Source organism: Mesorhizobium sp. LNHC232B00, assembly GCF_000502435.1.
Lineage (GTDB): Bacteria > Pseudomonadota > Alphaproteobacteria > Rhizobiales > Rhizobiaceae > Mesorhizobium > Mesorhizobium opportunistum.
In genome coordinates, this window is record NZ_AYWP01000010.1 from 210,489 (window position 1) to 229,467 (window position 18,979).

An 18,979-nucleotide genomic window follows, 5' to 3' on the forward strand; every position below is an offset into this window, starting at 1 on the left:
CCATGAACGACGCCTCCAGAAGGTCGTTGCCCGGGGATACCGCTGCCGTAAGCGAAGCGGCGGCGGGAGCCATTCTCACCATCGATCTCGGCGCGATCCGTGAAAACTATCGGCGGCTGAAAGCGCAACTGGGCGGCGTGCGTTGCGCCGGCGTGGTCAAGGCGGACGGCTACGGTCTCGGTGCGGCGCAGGTGGCATCGGCGCTGATGAAGGATGGCTGCGACACCTTCTTCGTCGCGCTACTGGCCGAAGGTCTCGTCCTGCGCAAGGCGATTGGCGCCGGGCCGGACATCTACGTGCTGAACGGGCTGCCGCCGGGCTCGGAGCCGGAAGCCGTGGCCGCCGGCCTGTGCGCGGTCATCAACAGCGGCGCGCAGTTGACGGCCTGGCGCGCGGCGGCGCATGGCGCCGGCCGCCGGCTTCCGGCCGCCATCCAGGTCGACAGCGGCATGTCGCGGCTTGGCATGGCGCCTGCCGAGGTCGAGGCGGTGGTAAAGGATACCGGCGCGTTCGCGGGCATCGACGTCAGATACGTGATCAGCCATCTGGCCTGCGCCGACGAGCCGCGCCATCCGGCCAACGAGCAGCAGCGGCTGGCGTTTGAACGGCTGCGTTCCCTGCTGCCGGAGGCGCCTGCCTCGCTCGCCAATTCCTCCGGCATTTTCCTTGGGCCGCGCTACCACTACGATCTCGCCCGGCCGGGGGCGGCACTCTACGGCATCAACCCGACGCCTGGCGCGCCCAACCCGATGCTGCCCGTGGTGGGGCTGCGAGCCAAGGTTGCGCAGACGCGCGGCATCGAAAAGGGCACCGGCGTCGGCTACGGCCACAGCTACCACGCCGAAGGTCCGCGCAGCCTGGCGACGATCTCGTTCGGCTATGCCGATGGCTGGTTGCGCCGCTCGGCCTCGGCGGCCTGGTTCGAAGGGGTGCGTCTGCCTTTCCTCGGGCGTGTGTCGATGGATTCGATCATACTCGACATTTCGGCCTTGCCGCCCGGCAAACTGCGCGAGGGCGACCTGGTCGAGTTGCTGGGTCCTTCGCAAAGCGTCGACGATGCCGCCGGCCATGCCGGCACCATCGGATATGAAATCCTGGCCAGCCTAGGCACGCGCTTTCACCGCCGATACGTCGATAGCTAGCCCCTCGAGACTAGCCTCTTGGCGGGCGCGGCAAAATCCGGCAGACAGGGAATGGCATGCCCGGTGTTAGTGGCGGCGTGGAGCGTGATGCAATGAAAATCATGGTGCTGGGCGGTGGCGTCATCGGCGTGACCACGGCGTATTACCTCGCCGAGGCTGGCCACGAGGTGACGGTGGTCGATCGCCAGAAAGGCCCGGCGCTGGAAACCAGCTTCGCCAATGCCGGCGAGATTTCGCCCGGCTATGCCTCGCCCTGGGCCGGGCCCGGCATTCCGCTCAAGGCGATCAAATGGCTGCTGATGAAGCATGGCCCGCTGGTCGTGCGGCCGGCCTTCGACCCGCATATGTGGACCTGGCTGGTCAAGATGCTGCGGAACTGCACGGCCGAGCGCTACGCGATCAACAAGTCGCGCATGGTGCCGCTGGCCGAGTACAGCCGCGACACGCTGAAGGCGCTGCGCGAAGCGACCGGCATCACCTATGACGAGCGGACCCAGGGCACGCTGCAGCTGTTCCGCACCCAAAAGCAGCTCGACGGCACATCAGGCGATGTCGAGGTGCTGAAGAAATACGGCGTGCCCTACGAAATCCTCGACCAAGACGGCTGCATCGCGGCCGAGCCGGGCTTGGCCAGCGTGCGCGAGAAGTTCGTCGGCGGCCTCAGGCTGCCGCATGACGAGACCGGTGACTGCAAGATGTTCACCGACAAATTGGCCGAGCTCTGCGTGGCGCGGGGCGTGAAGTTCGAATACGACATGACGATCTGGCGCGTCCTCCGCAGCCGCAACCGCGTTGCCAATCTCAGCACCAGCAAGGGTTTCAAGGCGGCCGACGCCTATGTCATGGCGATGGGCAGCTATTCGGCGGGGTTCATGCGCCGGATGAAGCGGCCGATCCCGGTCTATCCCGTCAAAGGCTATTCGATCACCGTGCCGATCAAGGATGCCGCACTGGCGCCGGTATCGACCGTCATGGACGAGACCTACAAGGTGGCGATCACGCGGCTCGGCGACCGCATCCGCGTCGGCGGCACGGCCGAGATTTCCGGCTTCGACCTGAGGCTGCACGAATCGCGGCGGCGCACGCTCGAACACTCGGTCGGCGATCTCTTTCCCGGTGCCGGCGCCATGCGCGAGGCGACGTTCTGGTGCGGGCTGCGGCCAATGACGCCGGACGGGCCGCCGCTGATCGGCCGCACCGAGCTGTCCAACCTTTATCTCAACACCGGCCACGGCACGCTCGGCTGGACCATGGCCTGCGGTTCGGCCAAGGTGCTGGCCGACATCATCTCGAGCCGGGTGCCTGATATCGATGTCCGCGCCCTGGCGCAGGAGCGCTATCTCAAATAGCGGCCGCCAATTCAGAACGCCTGCCTGACCCATACGTCGTCGAACAGCAGCCGGTAGGCCCACGGGATCGTCACATTGGCGGCGACCGGGTTGGAATGGGCGAGGTAATCATCATAGACCGGCTTCATCCTGACGTAGAAGGCGGGGTCGAGCACCACCATGCCGTTCTCCGAGTCATGGAAGAAGCTGCGGTTGTTGAGGTTGACCGAGGAGATGGCCACCAGCCTCTCGTCGATCATCATGATCTTGGAGTGCAGCACCACATCGGGCGCCTTGAATTCGCGGATGTTGATGCGGTCGCCATATTCTTCGACGAACAGCTTGTTGAGCGCGGTGAGGAACTTGCCGCCGATATCGCCCTTGAGATCGATGCGGCCGACGATATCGATCTTGACCCCGCGCGCCAGCGCCCGGTCGAAGGCTCGCGCGAGGCTCGGCGTCAGGTTGAGGTAGGGATTGACGATCTGGATATGATGCTGGCGGCATCGACCAGTTCGACGAAATAATCCTCCAGCGCATGGCTGTCCTCATAGGGCACCGAAATGAAATGCCGGGCATTGCCTGAGAGGCGGCCACCCTTGGAACGGACCGGGATAGAGAAGGGGCGCGCCAGGTTGGTGTCGGCGTCGCGCAACCATATCGTCGACAGATGCGTGGCGAGTGTGTCGACAATTGTCGGGTCGGCGAACTCGATGTCGAAGTCGCTCCAATTCGAGTAGTAGTTCAGCGAAAACCCGTCGGTCTTGCCGTATTGCTCGAGGTCCGGATGGCGCGACAGATCGATCGGCTGGTGGAACAGGAAACCGTCATGGATGTTGCGGCCGCCGATGATGACGCGCGAACGCGCGGGATCGAGCGCCAGCGCCGCCAGCATCTTGACGTGATGGACCTTGTGCAATTGTGAAATCTGCTCGTCGATCGGTGCGCCATGGTCCGCCTGCCAGCGATATTCCTGCAACTCGACATTGGGGAACTCGGCCGCCAGCCGGTGCAGCATGGCGTCGTCCTTCTCGCGTTCCAGCACATCGGTGACCATGATGCGCACCTTGGTGCCAAGCGCTGCATGGTGGCGGATCAGCCTTTCGATGATGCGGCCGGAAAAATCCGCCTTGAACTCGAGCGATGAGAGATAGATCAGCTTCAGCCTTGGCGCCCTGGAGAAATCGAGCGGCAGTTCCGGGTCACCCTTGTCGATGGCCGCGTCCGACAGCGGCGTGCCCATCAGCGCCTCGACCTTGGCGTTGAAGCCGTCACGCGATTTGCGCAGCAGGCGCGGGTGGCCGATCGGCACGGCGCAGGTCTGCGACAGCCAGCGGCTGGCGTAGAAGACGCGCTCAAGCGCGTCTAGGCTGGCATCGTCGGGAACGGGGCAGCGCTGGTAGCGGCTGTCGAAGGCGGCAAGCCCTGGATCGGCGGCCTCTTCGCGCCGCATGGCGAGCGGTGCGCCTGCCCGAGCAAGGCTGGAGCGAATCGTCGCGTTGCAGCCGTTCAGGCTGTCACTTGGAAACAGGCTGGCCGTGTCGTCCGCGCCGGACAGACGAAAGCGGAATGCGGCGCCCGCGGCGATGGTGCGTGAGCCGCCGCCGGCACGAATGACCAGCGCGCCGTCGCAAGACCCTTCGATGTCGGCGGGCTGCTTGCCGGCCTGGCGCACGACGATCTCGACGCTGCGTGCCTGCAGGCCGGAGAAATCGAAAATCTTGGGCGCCGAGGGTCGTGCCGCAGCGTCGATGTAGAGCGTCTGCCGCGACACCCGCCAGCGTCCGTCGAAACGGCCCTCGCCGACGTCGCCGCCGGACGGCGGCAGACGCGGCTTGGCCACGGGTCCGGCCAGTTGCTGCAGCGTCGTGTAGGTCGCCTGGAAGTCGCGGTTCTGGACGTCGCGGCGGTTTCGCCCGAACGGTCCGGTGCCGTTGGCGCGATCCATGGCGCCGAGCTGGTTGTGGGCAAGCAGCTCCAGGAACCTTCTTTCATAGTCGCTGGTGCCGGCGTCTCCGAAGAATTGCGCCGCGGCGACCTGAGGCCCGGGCGTGCCGACCGACAGCGCGGGGCGGGTGCAGGCTGCCTGTCCCGGCAGGAACTCGCAGGCGTTCCGGCCTGGGCCCGCACAGCCGGCAAGGGCAGTGAGCGCCAGCCCGAACACGGCCAGGATGATCGATGCACGGCCGTTCAATCCGTTGCTCCGGCCTTCAGGGCACTCAACTGCGCCGGGTCTCGCGGTGGCATGAAGCCTTGCGGAAAAACCGTGCAGATCGGAATGGCAAAGGTGGCGATCAGCAATTCCGCTTCGCTGCGCATCTTGCGGGGCGCCGTCTTGTCATCGCGGATCGCCCTGGCCGAAGCGACAAGAGCGCCATCGCAGTCGCAATGGTTGTGACGGGCGATGTAGCAGGCGTCATGGGCCTGGCAAACCGCGTCGAGGCGGTCGACCGGCCGGGCCGAGAGATCCCCGGTGCGGGTGCCTGGGCCGCAGTAATTGCCGATGACGAAGGGCGAGGGGCGCGCCATGGCGTAACGGATGGGCTTGGGCAATTCGGCCTCCGGTACTTTTGTCCATGGGTTGGCGCAGGCCGAGACGAAAAGCAGCGGCAGGATGGCAAGAACGGCTCGCATTTTTTCCGCGCCAGCTTTCTGACGATTTCCCCACCCGGCGGCCCCGCTCATAGCCGGTGGCCGCATGCCTGATGCCACACTGGCTGGTTTTGTGGCAAGCGCAAGGCGGCGCCGACAGCCTCGGTCATGTATTGCAATGCTTGATCTGCCTGATAATACTCACTCGGGCACCCGGAGTGTAAGCACCAGTGATGCAGCGTTGCCTTATCGTTACGTTTGTTGGATTTCTGTCTGGCGTCGCGGGGGCGAATGCCGCCGACAATACCGTCCATGACCGAAATAACTGGATCTCGCTGACCTTTCCCGAAGAATGGACCAGTGAGCCGCCTTCTGGCGAAGCGATGTTGCTGGCTGTTGATTCCACAGAAAATGAGGGCCTTTCCTGCATGGTGTCGGGCTCGCTTTACAATCCAACCGGTTCGCCGCCCGATCCGCGCAAGTTCATCGAGGACTGGCCGATGGGCATTTGGCAGAGGATGATGGGCGAACCGTTCAACACAGCCGATTTCAGCAATGACAAGCTGGCAAGGTTTCCGGACGGCTATCCTGTGCGCCTTGCCGATCTGGACTTCACGGTTAGGAACGAGAATAACATTCTGCACGGCCATTCCAGGTTTGCGTTTTCAGTTCGGGGTGCGCGCTATGGTTATGTCAACTGTTCGTTGATGGCCGAGAGCGCCGAGGAGGTGGCGCAGCGATGGGCACCGTTGGCGGACGAGGTTGAGCGCGTGGTGAATTCCTTCGTTCTCTACCCGCCTTGAATGGCGCATTGCCTTCGCCGGTTGGTGAAATCAGGTGAAAAGGCCCCGCTCCCGCTCCACCGCCTTGGTGATGAAGCTGGCGACGATCTGAATGCGGCGCAGCGGCCTGACCGATTCGTGATAGACCAGCCAGTAGGCGCGGCGGATGGGTGCCACCACATCGACGGCCATCAGTTCCGGCATCGAGCGGGCGACAAAGGTGTGCAGGATGCCGATGCCGGCGCCAGACCTTACGGCTTCGGCCTGGCCGAGTGCGGAGGAAATGGCGAAGCTGGTGCGCCAGTCCGCGCTGAACTCGGCGGCATAATCAAGCGAGGGGCTGACGATGAGATCGGGTACATAGCCGATCAAGGTGTGCTGGCCGAGTTCGGCGGCTGTCTTGGGCAGACCATTGGCATCGGCATAGGCACGCGACGCAAACAGGCCGAGCGAATAATCGACCAGCTTTCCTGCCACCAACCGACCTTCGGTCGGCCGCTCGACGGTGATGGCGATGTCGGCTTCGCGCCGGGAGAGCGAGAAGGAGCGCGGCACCGGCACGAGCTGGATCGTCAATTCGCGGTGCAGCGCGGTCAGTTCGCCGAGGCGCTTGGCCAGGAAGGCGACGCCAAACCCGTCGGGAGCACCGATGCGGACCGTGCCGGAGACGTCGTCGCCTTCGCCCGATATGGTCGAGCGCGCGGCGATCATGTCGCCCTCCATGCGCTCGGCAATGTCGAGAAAACGCTCGCCCGCGGGCGTCAGCTCGCTGCCGGTGGTCAGCCGGCGAAAGAGTTTCGTGCGCAGCGCCTCCTCGAGGGCCGCGATGCGGCGCGAGACGGTGGCGTGGTTGAGTTCCAGCCGTTTGGCGGCGCCGAGGATCTGCCCAGCGCGGGCCACGGCGAGGAAGATACGGACGTCATCCCAGTTCATGAGAGTGGTCCGAATGACAATGGTCAGCGTAGCGTTCTGTGGCGCCCCCCTCTGTCCTGCCGGACATCTCCCCCTCTAGAGGGGAGATTGGCAGCGTCGCCGACAGTCCCTCCTTGACAGCCCCCATGATTGGCGAAGGCGAATATGACAGCGCAATCTCCCCCCTAGAGGGGGAGATGTCCGGCAGGACAGAGGGGGGCGCTAAGGAACTCAACGTTGATCATTCCTGGTGTAAGACGCCCCATCATTTGCGAGAATTGATGCTCTCCCGTCAACCGTTATCTATTTTTCGCACAACGGTTGCGTTCTCGCTCGCGTTGCCATTCGCCGGCCGAAGGCGGACAATGCTCCATCACAAACAAAGGGAGAGACATCATGATCGAATACGGTCACTTCATTGGCGGTAAGCATGTCGCCGGCACCAGCGGCCGCAAGCAGGACGTCATGCAGCCGATGGACGGCACCGTGCGCGGTACGGTGGCGCTGGCTTCGCAGGCGGAATTGCGCGCGGCGGTCGAGAACGCCAAGGCCGCACAGCCGAAATGGGCCGCCACCAATCCGCAGCGCCGCGTGCGCGTGCTTATGAAATTCCTCGAACTGGTCGCCCGCGACTATGACGAGCTGGCCGACATCCTGGCGCGCGAGCATGGCAAGACCATCGCCGACGCCAAGGGCGACATCCAGCGCGGCCTCGAAGTGGTCGAGGTCTGCATCGGTGCTCCGCACATGATGAAGGGCGAGTTCACCGACGGCGCCGGCCCCGGCATCGACGTCTATTCGATGCGCCAGCCGCTCGGTGTCGTCGCCGGCATCACGCCGTTCAACTTCCCGGCGATGATCCCGCTATGGAAGATCGCCCCGGCGATCGCCTGCGGCAACGCTTTCATCCTGAAGCCTTCCGAGCGTGACCCGGGCGTGCCGATCCGCATCGCCGAGCTGTTCCTCGAGGCCGGCCTGCCGGCGGGCATCCTCAACGTCGTCAATGGCGACAAGGAAGTCGTCGACGCCATCCTCGACGATCCCGACATCAAGGCCATCGGCTTTGTCGGCTCGACGCCGATCGCGCATTACATCTATTCGCGCGGCACTGCCGCCGGCAAGCGCGTGCAGTGCTTCGGCGGCGCCAAGAACCACATGATCATCATGCCCGACGCCGACATGGACCAGACCGTCGATGCGCTGATCGGCGCCGGCTACGGCTCGGCGGGCGAGCGCTGCATGGCGATCTCGGTTGCTGTCCCGGTCGGCAACGACACCGCCAACCGGCTGATGGAAAAGCTCGTTCCGCGCGTCGAGAGCCTGAAGGTCGGCCCATCGACGGATTCGGCCGCCGATTTCGGCCCGCTGGTGACGCGCCAGGCGCTGGAGCGGGTGAAAGGCTATGTCGACACCGGCGTCAAGGAAGGCGCCAAGCTGGTCGTCGACGGCCGCGGCTTCTCGATGCAGGGCTATGAGAACGGCTACTACATGGGCGGCTGCCTGTTCGACAATGTCACGGCCGACATGAGTATCTACAAGGAAGAGATTTTCGGGCCGGTGCTCTCGGTGGTGCGCGCGCCGACCTATGAGAGCGCGATCAAGCTCGCCAACGACCATGAGATGGGCAATGGCGTCGCCATCTTCACCCGTGACGGCGACGCCGCGCGCGACTTCGCTAGCCGTGTCCAGGTCGGCATGGTCGGCGTCAACGTGCCGATCCCGGTGCCGATCGCTTACTACACGTTCGGCGGCTGGAAGGCGTCGTCCTTCGGCGATCTCAACCAGCACGGTCCGGACGCTTTCCGCTTCTACACCAAGACCAAGACGGTGACCTCGCGCTGGCCGTCCGGCATCAAGGACGGCGCCGAGTTCGTCATCCCGACGATGAACTAGCCGGACGCTTTGCTGCTTGCGCGTCCTCGCCTTCGGCTGCGGGCGCGCGGGCGGCGTCTCTTCATTGCTTTGAAGGCTGACATCAAAGGCTCGGGCTCAGAACCCGAGCCTTTTTGCTGTCCGGTCGCGGTCGGTATCCACGTGAACGCTAATGTGATGGAACCTGGGGCGCGTTGCCGTCTTAGGTTGCAGTCCTGCCGCCTGGAGGCCTGGAGGCGCGGCAGATCAACCAACGGCGCTGGCGACAGCTTCGGGGGCAATCGTTTGGCGCAGGGAGGTGTCAGATGGCACGTCTTATGGCAACGATATCTCTGGCGGCGGCTTCCGCGTTTTTCGCCGCCCAGGCATCGGCAGCACCGCAATGCGCGGCGCGTACGGACATGGTCAAGGCGCTCGGTGAGAAGTTCCACGAAAGCCAGGCGGCGCACGGCCTGGTCAACCCGAGCGTGATACTCGAGATCTTCGTGTCCGACCAGGGCACCTGGACCATCCTGGCCACCGACATCCATGGCCAGAGCTGCGTCATCACGGCGGGCGAAGGTTGGGACGGTGCCGTGATGGCGGGGATGCCCGGCGCCTGAATTGACAAGCAGGCTCAGCGCGTCGCTGCCGCCTCGGCATGGCCGCGCAGCAGCGCCATCAGCCGCTTGGCGTCCTTGGCCGCGGCCTCTTCGTCTCCGTCAAGGATAGAGCGGATCAGGGCAACGTGGTGCTCGGCCGATTCGGCGAGGCCGGTGTCGGCCTTGTAGCGGAACCAGAAGCGGCGGCTGTGGGTCTGCAAAGGGGCGGCCAGCCGCGCGGCAAAGGGGTTGTCGGCGGCCATCGCCAGCGCTTCGTCGAGCGCCTTATCGGCCTGGATGAAGGCGAGCACGTTGCCTGAGATGACCGCCTTCTGCATGGCAAGGGCTGCCTCGTGAAACAGATCGGCGGCCTCGCGGGTGACGAAGCGTGCGGCCGAGCGGGCCAGCACCACCTCGACGCCGCGCCGGGCGTCAAGCACGCGCAGCCAGTCGCCGGGGTGCAGCGGCGCGATCGCGATGCCGGCACGCGGACGCACGTCGAGCAGCCCTTCCCAGGCCAGCCGCTGGATCGCCTCGCGCACCGGGGTGCGGCCGAGCGCCAGCCTATCGATCAGCGCGCCCTCCGTGACGAAGCTCGCCGGCGCCAGTTCGAGCGTGACGATCATGTGCTCGAGCACGCGATAGGCCCGGATCGCGGCCGGCTCCGACAAAGCGCTTGCTTCCTTGGATATCAAAGGCTGTCTCCTGATATATCCAGAATATATCATAACGGATTCCGTGTTGACAGCGGGTTTCTTAACAGATATACGACTGATATATCAGATGGAGCAATGATCATGTGGACCGGAGTTTTCCCCGCCGTCACGACCAAATTCACCGCCGACGATCGTCTCGACCATGCCGAGATGGAGCGTTGCTTTGCCCTGCAGATGGAGGCCGGCTGCGACGGCATCATCGTTTGCGGCTCGCTCGGCGAAGGACCGATGCTGTCGCATGACGAGAAGATCGAGGTGCTGAAGACCGCCCAGAAAGTCGCAGGCGACAAGCCCGTGCTGCTGACGGTCAACGAAGCCGGCACCCGCGAGGCTGCCAGCATCGCAAAGCGCGCCGCCAAGGAAGGCGCCAACGGCCTGATGGTGGTGCCGAGCCCGATCTACCACACCAATGCGGAAGAGACGGTGGCGGCCCTTCGCGCGGTCGCACAGGCCGGCGACCTGCCNCGATCTACCACACCAATGCGGAAGAGACGGTGGCGGCCCTTCGCGCGGTCGCACAGGCCGGCGACCTGCCGGTGATGATCTACTCCAACCGCCTGGCCTATCGCGTCGACGTCACCGTCGACCAGATGGAGGAGCTGGCGTCGGACAAGCGCTTCGTCGCCGTCAAGGAATCCTCCGACGACATCCGCCGCTCGACCGAGATCATCAATCGCCTGGGCACCCGCTACGACCTGTTCACCGGCGTCGACAATCTGGCCTTCGAGGCGCTGTCGGTCGGTGCCATCGGCTGGGTGGCCGGCCTGGTCACCGCCTTCCCGCGCGAGACCGTCGCCATCTACCAGCTGATGAAGCAGGGCCGCCGCGAGGAGGCGCTTTCGATCTACCGCTGGTTCCGGCCGCTGCTCGACCTCGACGTCTCGACCTATCTGGTGCAGAACATCAAGCTTGCCGAAGTGTTCGCCATCCAAACCAATGATCGCGTGCGCATGCCGCGCCAGCCGCTGTGGGGCGAGCGCCGCAAGGCGGTCGAAAAGATCATCAAGGACGCGCTTGCGGTGCGGCCGACGCTGCCGCAGTTCTAGGCGGGATATGTCGCCGCTGGCTGTAAGGGGCGGGATTGGCACATGCACCACGGCACGCAGCCATGAATAGCGATGCTGCAATCAACATCGCCATCGTCGGCGGTGGCATCATCGGCATTTGCGTGGCTGCCTCGCTCGCCGAGGCCGGGCGCGACGTCACGGTCTTCGACCGTACCGGCATCTGCGAGGAGACGAGTTCCGGAAATGCCGCCGCCTTCGCCTTCTCCGACGTGCTGCCGCTGGCCCACAAGGGCATGATCCGGCAATTGCCGAAATGGCTGGCCGACCCGCTCGGGCCACTCAGCATCCCGCCGGCCTACCTGCCGAAGCTCCTGCCTTGGCTGATCCGTTTCTGGCGGGCCGGCGCGCCGGAGAAATACGAGGCGAGCCTCGCCACCCAGGCCGGCATGATGAAGCTCGCCGAAGCGGAGTGGATGGGGTTGCTCGGCCGCTCCGGCACGCGATCGATGCTGCGCGAGGACGGCTCGCTGGAACTTTACGAAAGCGAAGCCGAGTTTCAGGCCGGGTTGTCCGGCTGGGTCGCGCGCGAACGTTTTGGCATCGGCTTCCGCCATGTCGAGGGCGAGGACCTTGCGACGCTGCAGCCGGGCCTGTCGGCACGCTTCGTCAAGGGCACGTTCGTGCCGGGCTGGAAGACGGTCGCCGACCCAAAGCTGCTCGGCAAGGCAGTGTGGGCCTATGCGCAGTCCAAGGGCGCGCGTTTTCAAATGGCTCGGATCGACCGTGTCGCGGCGGACCAGGATGGTGCGACGCTGACGCTGGCCGATGGATCCACAAGGCGCGCCAGGCAGCTCGTCATCGCCGCCGGCGCCTGGTCGCACCTTCTGGCCAGACAGCTCGGCGACCGCATTCCGCTGGAAACCGAGCGCGGCTACAACACGACCTTGCCGACGAGCGCCTTCGACGTGAAGCGGATGCTGATCTTCTCCGGCCATGGCTTCGTCATCACGCCGCTGGAAACAGGCTTGCGCGTCGGCGGTGCGGTCGAACTCGGCGGTATCGAACGGGCGCCCAATTATGCCAGATCGAAGGCGCTGCTGCGGAAGGCGCAGAAATTCCTGCCGGGGCTCGATCCCTCGGGCGGGCGCGAATGGATGGGATTCCGGCCCTCGCTGCCGGATTCGGTGCCGGTCATCGGCAAGGCGCAAGGAAGCCGGCCGGTGGTCTATGCCTTCGGCCACGGCCATCTCGGCCTGACCCAGGCGGCCGCCACCGGGCGGTTGATCCGGGGGCTCGTCCTGGGGCAGACTCCACCTGTCGATCTGGCCCCCTTCAGTCCACAACGGTTTTGATTTTTCGGGTTTAGATTTTCGAGGAACGACATGGCCAAGAAATCCTTCTTCTGCATCGACGGCCACACTTGCGGCAATCCGGTGCGGCTGGTCGCCGGCGGCGGGCCATTGCTGCAGGGTTCGACGATGATGGAACGGCGCGCGCATTTCCTCGCCGAGTATGACTGGATCCGCACCGGATTGATGTTCGAGCCGCGCGGTCACGACGTGATGTCCGGCTCGATCCTCTACCCGCCCACGCGCGAGGATTGCGACATCGCCATCCTGTTCATCGAAACCTCCGGCTGCCTGCCGATGTGCGGCCACGGCACCATCGGCACGGTGACGATGGCGATCGAGCACGAGCTGATCAAGCCGAAGACGCCAGGCGTGCTGAGGCTAGACACGCCGGCCGGCCTGGTCATCGCCGAATACAAACAGGTCGGCGAATATGTCGAGGAGGTGCGCATCACCAACGTGCCGTCCTTCCTCCATGCCGAAGGTTTGACGGTCGAGTGTCCCGGGCTTGGCGAGATCACCGTCGATGTCGCCTATGGCGGCAATTTCTACGCCATCGTCGAGCCGCAGGCGAACTACCGCGACATGGCCGACTATTCCGCCGGCGACTTCATCGCCTGGAGCCCGGTGGTGCGGCAGCGGCTCAACGAGAAATACACTTTCGTGCATCCGGAGAACCCAGGCATCAACCGGCTGTCGCACATGCTGTGGACCGGCAGCCCAACGGTCGCGGGAGCCGACGCCCGCAACGCCGTCTTCTACGGCGACAAGGCGATCGACCGCTCACCCTGCGGCACAGGCACCTCGGCACGCATGGCGCAGCTTCACGCCAAGGGCAAGCTCAAGGCCGGCGACAGCTTCGTTCATGAATCGATCATTGGCTCGCTGTTCAAGGGCAAGGTCGAAAAGGAGGTCACGGTCGCGGGAAAGCCGGCGATCATTCCCTCGATCGGCGGCTGGGCGCGCACGACCGGATTGAACACGATCTTCATCGATGACCGCGATCCGTTCGCGCATGGGTTCATCGTCAAATAGTCGATTCATCACGTTAGGGAAGGCGCGCAAACGCAAAAGGGAATTCTGTCAGGAACGCAACGATTCTTCTCATCACCTAATTTTGACGGCGATTTCTTCGAAGCGGGGCGCATGATGAGGTCGAATCGTCAAAGACATTGCGTTATGCCAATGGTAGGGTCCGCGATAGTCCAGGGGTCGGGAGCGAAAAAACGGGCAATCGGACGGCGTGCCGCCAAAACACGCATCACGATTGAAAAATCACGTTGCAATCCGGCCTCGAAACTTTACGACTAGGGGAAATACGAAAAGGAATGCGTCTGCATGGGCGACATTCCAGGGGAGCCATGTACACATGCAGTATTTTGTCCAGCAGCTTATCAACGGGCTGACGCTGGGATCGATCTATGGGCTGATCGCGATCGGCTATACGATGGTCTACGGCATCATCGGCATGATCAACTTCGCCCATGGCGATATCTTCATGGTGGGCGCCTTCGCGGCGCTGATCGTGTTCCTCATCCTCGGCGCGCTGTTCTACTCGGTGCCCGTGGTCATCGCACTGCTGGTCATGATGATCGTGGCGATGCTGCTCACCAGCCTCTACAACTGGACGATCGAGAAAGTCGCCTACAGGCCGCTGCGCGGCTCGTTCCGCCTGGCGCCGCTGATCACCGCTATCGGCATGTCGATCGCACTGTCGAACTTCGTCCAGGTGACCCAAGGACCGCGCAACAAGCCGATCCCGCCGATGGTCTCCGAGGTCTACAACATCAACGGTGTCAGCGTATCGCTGAAGCAGATCATCATCGTCATCGTCACCGCGCTGCTGCTGGCGCTGTTCTGGTATCTGGTCAACAAGACCTCGCTTGGCCGCGCCCAGCGCGCCTGCGAACAGGACCGCAAGATGGCGGCGCTGCTTGGCATCGATGTCGACCGCACCATCTCGATCACCTTCATCATGGGCGCCGCCCTCGCCGCCGTCGCCGGCACGCTGTTCCTGATGTACTACGGGGTCGTTGCCTTCTCCGACGGCTTCACGCCTGGTGTGAAAGCCTTCACGGCCGCAGTGCTCGGCGGCATCGGCTCGCTGCCGGGCGCCGTACTCGGCGGGCTGCTGATCGGCTTCATCGAAAGCATGTGGTCGGCGTATTTCTCGATCGACTATAAGGACGTCGCGGCGTTCTCGATCCTGGCGATCGTGCTGATCTTCCTGCCTTCCGGCATTCTGGGCCGGCCAGAAGTCGAAAAGGTCTGAGATCATGGCCGTCACCGTATCTCCCGAGCGCGACACCGTCGCCACCCCTGTCCAACGCGCCCTCAAGGAAGCGTTCTATGCCGGCGCCATCTCGTTTGGCCTGTTCGTGCTGTTCATCGGGCTGAAGACCGGCCAGAACATGTCCAATGAACTGGTCGTGACGACGCGTTGGGGCCTGCTCGCCGCCGTGGTCATCGCCACGGCCGTCGGACGCTTCCTCTATGTCGCCTACGGCCAGCCGTTCATGGCCAGCCAGAAGATAACCAATGTTGCCACCGGCCTGTTGCCGGCCAGCGTGGCGTCACGGTTCTTCCAACTGCCGTGGTTTATCGCGGCCGTTGTCGCGGCGGTGCTGCTGTTTGCATTGAACAGTTCTCTCGCCGGATGGGTGGGAGCAGAACCGGCTGGCTATCTGCAATTCCTGCGCGCCGTGGCGGTCATCTACGTGCTGGCTTGCGTGATCTACTATTTCCGCGCCTTCATCCACGCCAACTTCACCAAATTGGGCATCACGGCGTTGGTGCTGTACCCGATCCTGGTGATCGCGGTGCTGTCGCTGAACGCCTGGTCGATTGTCGGCGGGATGCAGGGTTCGCTGAAATGGGTCGATAATTTCGGCATCCAGATCCTGATCTATGTGATGCTGGCATGGGGCCTGAACATCGTCGTCGGCCTCGCTGGCCTGCTCGACCTCGGCTACGTCGCCTTCTATGCACTTGGCGCCTATGCGTATGCACTTCTCGCCACGCATTTCGGCCTGTCTTTCTGGATCCTGTTGCCGGCCGCGGGCGCCATGGCGGCGCTGTGGGGCGTGCTGCTCGGCTTCCCGGTGCTGCGCCTGCGCGGCGACTATCTGGCAATCGTCACGCTGGCTTTCGGCGAGATCATTCGCCTGGTGCTGATCAACTGGCGTGAGGTCACCAACGGTTCAGCGGGCATTTCGGGCATTCCCAAGGTCAGCTTCTTCGGCCTGATGTCGTTCAACGTGTCAGACCCGAACTACATTGCCAAGGTGCTAGGCATCGCCCAATCGGGCGCCTACTACAAGATCTTCCTCTACTACCTGATCCTCGGCCTTTGCCTGCTCACCGCCTTCGTCACCATCAGGCTGCGCCGTCTGCCGGTCGGCCGTGCATGGGAAGCCTTGCGCGAGGACGAGATCGCCTGCCGCTCGCTCGGCATCAACACCACCACCACCAAACTGACCGCCTTTGCAACCGGTGCCATGTTCGGTGGCTTCGCCGGCTCTTTCTTCGCCGCGCGGCAAGGCTTCGTCAGCCCGGAATCCTTCGTCTTCCTGGAATCGGCCATCATCCTGGCCATCGTCGTGCTCGGCGGCATGGGATCGCTGGTCGGCATCGCGGTTGCCGCGATGGTGATGATCGGCGGCACCGAGGCGCTGCGCGAACTCGACTTCCTCAAGCAGATCTTCGGGCCGGACTTCACGCCCGAACTCTACCGCATGCTTTTGTTCGGCATGGCCATGGTCATCGTCATGCTGTGGAAGCCGCGTGGCTTCGTCGGCAGTCGCGAACCGACGGCTTTCCTGAAAGAGCGAAGGGCGGTCTCCGGGTCCTTTACCAAGGAAGGACACGGCTGATGAATGCGAACCCGATCGAGAAGACCAACACCGGCATGAACGACGCTATCCTGCAGGTCGAACACCTGTCGATGAAGTTCGGCGGCCTGGTCGCCATCGGCGACCTGTCCTTCACCGCCAGGCGCGGCGAGATCACGGCGCTGATCGGTCCCAACGGCGCCGGCAAGACCACCGTGTTCAACTGCATCACCGGCTTCTACAAGCCGTCGGAAGGCATGATCACGCTCAACCGGGCCGACGGCTCGAGCTACCTGCTGGAGCGGCTGCCCAACCACGAGATCCCGGCGCGCGCCAAGGTGGCGCGCACCTTTCAGAACATCCGCCTGTTCTCTGGTATGACGCTGCTGGAGAACCTTTTGGTTGCCCAGCACAACAAGCTGATGAAGGCATCCGGTTATACGGTGCTTGGCCTGTTCGGCTTCAGCGGTTATCGCAAGGCCTCGGCCGAATCGGTGGAGCTCGCCAAGCACTGGCTGGAGAAGGCGGACCTCGTCGACCGTGCCGACGATCCGGCCGGCGATCTGCCCTATGGCGCGCAGCGGCGGCTCGAGATCGCGCGTGCCATGTGCACCGGGCCGGAGCTTCTGTGCCTCGACGAGCCGGCAGCCGGTCTCAACCCGAAGGAATCGCTGGCGCTCAATGCGCTGCTGATGGACATCAAGAATACATCGGGCACCTCGATCCTGCTGATCGAGCACGACATGTCGGTGGTCATGAAGATTTCCGACCACGTCGTGGTGCTGGAGTATGGCCGCAAAATCTCCGACGGCAACCCGCAGTCGGTGCGAACCGATCCACGCGTCATCGCTGCCTATCTCGGCGTCGACGACGAGGAGGTCGAGACGGTGCTGACCGAAGTCGGCGACGAGGACGTCATCGAACAGCTCGACACCGGTCCGGATTCCGCGCATGGGCCGGGCACGTCATCGTCGTATCTCGCCGGGCCGGTGAGCGACACGGTTAGCCACAGCGAAGGTGAGCGCGTCACGGTGTCCAAGGGCGCCTCGAAGGCGGCGCAGGTCGATGCGCGCGCGGCGAGCGTGGCAAGCAGGCCAATCGTCGCCAACCCGGCTCCGGCAGCCAAGCCGGCGGCGAAAACGGTAGCGAAGAAACCGGCGGCCAAGAAAACGGCCGCGACGAAAACGGCCGAGACGAAAACGATGGGCAAGGCGCCCGCGGCGAAGGCCGAAGGCGTTTCGAACCGCCTCGCTGCCCCACGTGGCGGCAAGGCCGACAATCTGACCCTCATCAAAGGCATCGGTACGGTCAACGAGAAGAAGCTCAACGAACACGGCATCTTCCATTTCGACCAGATCGGCGCCTGGAAGAAGGCCGATGTCGAGGCGGTCGAAGCCTATCTCGCCTTCGATGGACGCATCGCGCGCGAGGAATGGGTCAAGCAGGCCAAGCTGCTCGGCCAGGGCAAGGATACGGAATTCTCGCGCCGCGTCGATGCGGGCAGGGTGGCGACCAGCCATGCTTCCGGGAAGGCTGCAAAAGCGGCTTCGAAGACCACAAACGTGGCTTCAGAAAAGACCGCAAAAGTGGCTTCGAAGACCGCAAACGCGGCTTCCGGGAAGACTGCTGCCAAGCCTGCCGCAGGCAAGCGCGGAGGGGGCAAGTGATGGCCGGGACAACGCTGCTCGATATCAAGGGTGTGCAGACCTACTACGGCAACATCCGGGCGCTGAACGGCGTCGACGTCACGGTCAGGGAGGGTGAGATCGTGGCGCTGATCGGCGCCAACGGCGCCGGCAAGTCGACGCTGATGATGACCATCTTCGGTGCGCCGCGCGCCCGCTCGGGCACGATCACCTTCGCCGGCACCGACATTACCCAGTTGCCGACGCACGAGATCGCACGCATGCGCATCGCGCAATCGCCGGAGGGGCGCCGCATCTTCCCGCGCATGACGGTGATGGAAAACCTGCAGATGGGCGCCAGCCTCGACAACCTCAAACATTACGACGAGGACGTCGAAAAGGTGTTCACGCTGTTTCCCCGCCTGAAGGAGCGCATCGCCCAGCGTGGCGGTACGCTGTCGGGCGGCGAGCAGCAGATGCTGTCGATCGGACGAGCGCTGATGGCGCGGCCGAAGCTGCTGCTGCTCGACGAACCGTCGCTGGGGCTGGCGCCGCTGATCGTCAAGCAGATCTTCGATGCCATCCGCGAGTTGAACCGCACGCAAGGGCTGACTGTGTTCCTGGTCGAGCAGAACGCGTTCGGCGCGCTCAAGCTCGCCACGCGCGGCTACGTCATGGTCAATGGCAATGTGACGATGAGCGGCACCGGCAAGGAACTGCTCGCCAATCCGGAAGTGCGCGCCGCCTATCTCGAAGGCGGACATCATTGAGTTTGGAGCGGGATGTGCATCCGGCATTCCGCTCCAAATTGTTTGTCACATGATCTTTGTCCGAAAGTCTGCAACTTTTCGGGATCATGCCAGGGAGACTTCACCATGCAAGGCATTCTCTATGAGGAACCGTCGATCTGGCAGTTCTTCTTCGTCACCTGCCTGCTCGGCGGCTGGGCTGCCTGGATGACCGGCAAGGCCAGCGCCCAGACATGGCGCAGCTTTATCCAGCTGTTCGCCTATCTGCTGGGGCTCGGCATCGGCATCCGCTTCATCCATCATGCGCTGTTCGACGGCACGATGTTCTCGCTGCATTACTATATCGTAGACACCATCGTGCTGATGATATTGGGCTTCGTCGGCTATCAATACACACGAACCAACCAGATGGTCACACAGTATAATTGGCTGTACGAAAGAGCTTCGATTTTGAGCTGGAAACCGAAAGGTTGACGTTCATCATTAACGCCGCG

General features: G+C 63.7%; 17 protein-coding genes and 1 pseudogene. 13 read left to right on the forward strand and 5 right to left on the reverse strand.

All coding sequences use genetic code 11. From position 1 onward, the window contains the following. Positions 1 to 2: 2 nt before the first annotated feature. The gene (gene alr / locus X743_RS153760; RefSeq protein WP_023766081.1) at positions 3 to 1,142 is read left to right on the forward strand and encodes an alanine racemase; all 1,140 of its coding nucleotides are present in this window, start codon (positions 3 to 5) and stop codon (positions 1,140 to 1,142) included. Between the two features lie 92 nt (positions 1,143 to 1,234). Further along, positions 1,235 to 2,491 carry a D-amino acid dehydrogenase gene (locus X743_RS153755; protein WP_023766082.1) on the forward strand — a complete coding sequence of 419 codons (1,257 nt, stop codon included), beginning with the start codon at positions 1,235 to 1,237 and terminating at the stop codon, positions 2,489 to 2,491. Positions 2,492 to 2,502: 11 nt separating this feature from the next. On the opposite strand, the gene X743_RS1000000173310 is transcribed toward X743_RS153755, so the two are convergent. The 3 genes from X743_RS1000000173310 to X743_RS153750 are packed head-to-tail and all read right to left on the reverse strand — an operon-like array spanning position 2,503 to position 5,104. Beyond that, positions 2,503 to 2,961, reverse strand: a complete 459-nt coding sequence (locus X743_RS1000000173310; RefSeq protein WP_348625900.1) for a phosphatidylserine/phosphatidylglycerophosphate/cardiolipin synthase family protein — start codon at positions 2,959 to 2,961, stop codon at positions 2,503 to 2,505. After that, positions 2,931 to 4,664 (reverse strand): phosphatidylserine/phosphatidylglycerophosphate/cardiolipin synthase family protein, encoded by a 1,734-nt coding sequence (locus tag X743_RS01000000168980; protein WP_245264225.1) that lies wholly within the window; start codon positions 4,662 to 4,664, stop codon positions 2,931 to 2,933. Before X743_RS01000000168980 ends, X743_RS1000000173310 begins: the two co-directional genes overlap by 31 nt. Continuing rightward, positions 4,661 to 5,104, reverse strand: a complete 444-nt coding sequence (locus X743_RS153750) for a hypothetical protein (protein WP_023766083.1) — start codon at positions 5,102 to 5,104, stop codon at positions 4,661 to 4,663. Before X743_RS153750 ends, X743_RS01000000168980 begins: the two co-directional genes overlap by 4 nt. A 191-nt stretch (positions 5,105 to 5,295) precedes the next feature. On the opposite strand from X743_RS153750, the gene X743_RS0136040 reads away from it, so the two are divergent. After that, entirely contained in the window at positions 5,296 to 5,865 is a 570-nt protein-coding gene (locus X743_RS0136040; protein ID WP_031257766.1) for a hypothetical protein, read from the forward strand. A gap of 30 nt (positions 5,866 to 5,895) precedes the next feature. Here X743_RS0136040 and X743_RS153745 read toward each other — a convergent pair whose 3' ends face one another. Next, positions 5,896 to 6,777, reverse strand: coding sequence for a LysR family transcriptional regulator (locus X743_RS153745; protein ID WP_023766085.1), 882 nt, complete (start codon positions 6,775 to 6,777; stop codon positions 5,896 to 5,898). Positions 6,778 to 7,152: 375 nt separating this feature from the next. Between X743_RS153745 and X743_RS153740 the strand changes: the two genes are divergently transcribed. Together X743_RS153740 and X743_RS153735 are read left to right on the forward strand one after the other, a co-directional pair. Beyond that, the gene (locus X743_RS153740; protein ID WP_023766086.1) at positions 7,153 to 8,649 is read left to right on the forward strand and encodes a CoA-acylating methylmalonate-semialdehyde dehydrogenase; all 1,497 of its coding nucleotides are present in this window, start codon (positions 7,153 to 7,155) and stop codon (positions 8,647 to 8,649) included. Between the two features lie 284 nt (positions 8,650 to 8,933). Further along, positions 8,934 to 9,230 (forward strand): hypothetical protein, encoded by a 297-nt coding sequence (locus X743_RS153735; RefSeq protein WP_023766087.1) that lies wholly within the window; start codon positions 8,934 to 8,936, stop codon positions 9,228 to 9,230. Between the two features lie 14 nt (positions 9,231 to 9,244). Here X743_RS153735 and X743_RS153730 read toward each other — a convergent pair whose 3' ends face one another. Further along, on the reverse strand, positions 9,245 to 9,904 hold the full coding sequence (locus tag X743_RS153730; protein ID WP_023766088.1) for a GntR family transcriptional regulator: 660 nt from the start codon (positions 9,902 to 9,904) through the stop codon (positions 9,245 to 9,247). 102 nt (positions 9,905 to 10,006) lie between these two features. Here X743_RS153730 and X743_RS01000000168985 point away from each other — a divergent pair. From X743_RS01000000168985 to X743_RS153695, 8 genes and pseudogenes are all read left to right on the forward strand, one after another. Beyond that, a pseudogene (locus tag X743_RS01000000168985) lies at positions 10,007 to 10,971 on the forward strand (dihydrodipicolinate synthase family protein). A 62-nt stretch (positions 10,972 to 11,033) separates the two neighbouring features. Next, positions 11,034 to 12,284 (forward strand): FAD-binding oxidoreductase, encoded by a 1,251-nt coding sequence (locus tag X743_RS153725; RefSeq protein WP_023766089.1) that lies wholly within the window; start codon positions 11,034 to 11,036, stop codon positions 12,282 to 12,284. A gap of 30 nt (positions 12,285 to 12,314) precedes the next feature. Beyond that, the gene (locus X743_RS153720) at positions 12,315 to 13,316 is read left to right on the forward strand and encodes a 4-hydroxyproline epimerase (protein ID WP_023766090.1); all 1,002 of its coding nucleotides are present in this window, start codon (positions 12,315 to 12,317) and stop codon (positions 13,314 to 13,316) included. A 334-nt stretch (positions 13,317 to 13,650) separates the two neighbouring features. Beyond that, positions 13,651 to 14,553, forward strand: a complete 903-nt coding sequence (locus X743_RS153715) for a branched-chain amino acid ABC transporter permease (RefSeq protein WP_023766091.1) — start codon at positions 13,651 to 13,653, stop codon at positions 14,551 to 14,553. 4 nt (positions 14,554 to 14,557) lie between these two features. After that, a complete protein-coding gene (gene livM, locus X743_RS153710; RefSeq protein ID WP_023766092.1) occupies positions 14,558 to 16,153 on the forward strand; it encodes a high-affinity branched-chain amino acid ABC transporter permease LivM in 1,596 nt (531 codons plus the stop codon). Then, positions 16,153 to 17,778, forward strand: coding sequence for an ATP-binding cassette domain-containing protein (locus tag X743_RS153705; RefSeq protein WP_023766093.1), 1,626 nt, complete (start codon positions 16,153 to 16,155; stop codon positions 17,776 to 17,778). Before livM ends, X743_RS153705 begins: the two co-directional genes overlap by 1 nt. Beyond that, positions 17,778 to 18,506 (forward strand): ABC transporter ATP-binding protein, encoded by a 729-nt coding sequence (locus X743_RS153700; RefSeq protein ID WP_023766094.1) that lies wholly within the window; start codon positions 17,778 to 17,780, stop codon positions 18,504 to 18,506. Before X743_RS153705 ends, X743_RS153700 begins: the two co-directional genes overlap by 1 nt. Before the next feature lie 105 nt (positions 18,507 to 18,611). After that, positions 18,612 to 18,959 (forward strand): DUF6867 family protein, encoded by a 348-nt coding sequence (locus X743_RS153695; RefSeq protein ID WP_013892487.1) that lies wholly within the window; start codon positions 18,612 to 18,614, stop codon positions 18,957 to 18,959. The last annotated feature ends 20 nt before the right edge of the window (positions 18,960 to 18,979 follow it).

Excerpts from the sequence above, each read along its gene's own strand:
- alr (WP_023766081.1), top strand. The coding sequence starts at position 3 with ATGAACGACGCCTCCAGAAGGTCGTTGCCCGGGGATACCGCTGCCGTA.
- X743_RS153755 (WP_023766082.1), top strand. The coding sequence starts at position 1,235 with ATGAAAATCATGGTGCTGGGCGGTGGCGTCATCGGCGTGACCACGGCG.
- X743_RS153750 (WP_023766083.1), bottom strand. The coding sequence starts at position 5,104 with ATGCGAGCCGTTCTTGCCATCCTGCCGCTGCTTTTCGTCTCGGCCTGC.
- X743_RS0136040 (WP_031257766.1), top strand. The coding sequence starts at position 5,296 with ATGCAGCGTTGCCTTATCGTTACGTTTGTTGGATTTCTGTCTGGCGTC.
- X743_RS153745 (WP_023766085.1), bottom strand. The coding sequence starts at position 6,777 with ATGAACTGGGATGACGTCCGTATCTTCCTCGCCGTGGCCCGCGCTGGG.
- X743_RS153740 (WP_023766086.1), top strand. The coding sequence starts at position 7,153 with ATGATCGAATACGGTCACTTCATTGGCGGTAAGCATGTCGCCGGCACC.
- X743_RS153735 (WP_023766087.1), top strand. The coding sequence starts at position 8,934 with ATGGCACGTCTTATGGCAACGATATCTCTGGCGGCGGCTTCCGCGTTT.
- X743_RS153725 (WP_023766089.1), top strand. The coding sequence starts at position 11,034 with ATGAATAGCGATGCTGCAATCAACATCGCCATCGTCGGCGGTGGCATC.
- X743_RS153720 (WP_023766090.1), top strand. The coding sequence starts at position 12,315 with ATGGCCAAGAAATCCTTCTTCTGCATCGACGGCCACACTTGCGGCAAT.
- X743_RS153715 (WP_023766091.1), top strand. The coding sequence starts at position 13,651 with ATGCAGTATTTTGTCCAGCAGCTTATCAACGGGCTGACGCTGGGATCG.
- livM (WP_023766092.1), top strand. The coding sequence starts at position 14,558 with ATGGCCGTCACCGTATCTCCCGAGCGCGACACCGTCGCCACCCCTGTC.
- X743_RS153705 (WP_023766093.1), top strand. The coding sequence starts at position 16,153 with ATGAATGCGAACCCGATCGAGAAGACCAACACCGGCATGAACGACGCT.
- X743_RS153700 (WP_023766094.1), top strand. The coding sequence starts at position 17,778 with ATGGCCGGGACAACGCTGCTCGATATCAAGGGTGTGCAGACCTACTAC.
- X743_RS153695 (WP_013892487.1), top strand. The coding sequence starts at position 18,612 with ATGCAAGGCATTCTCTATGAGGAACCGTCGATCTGGCAGTTCTTCTTC.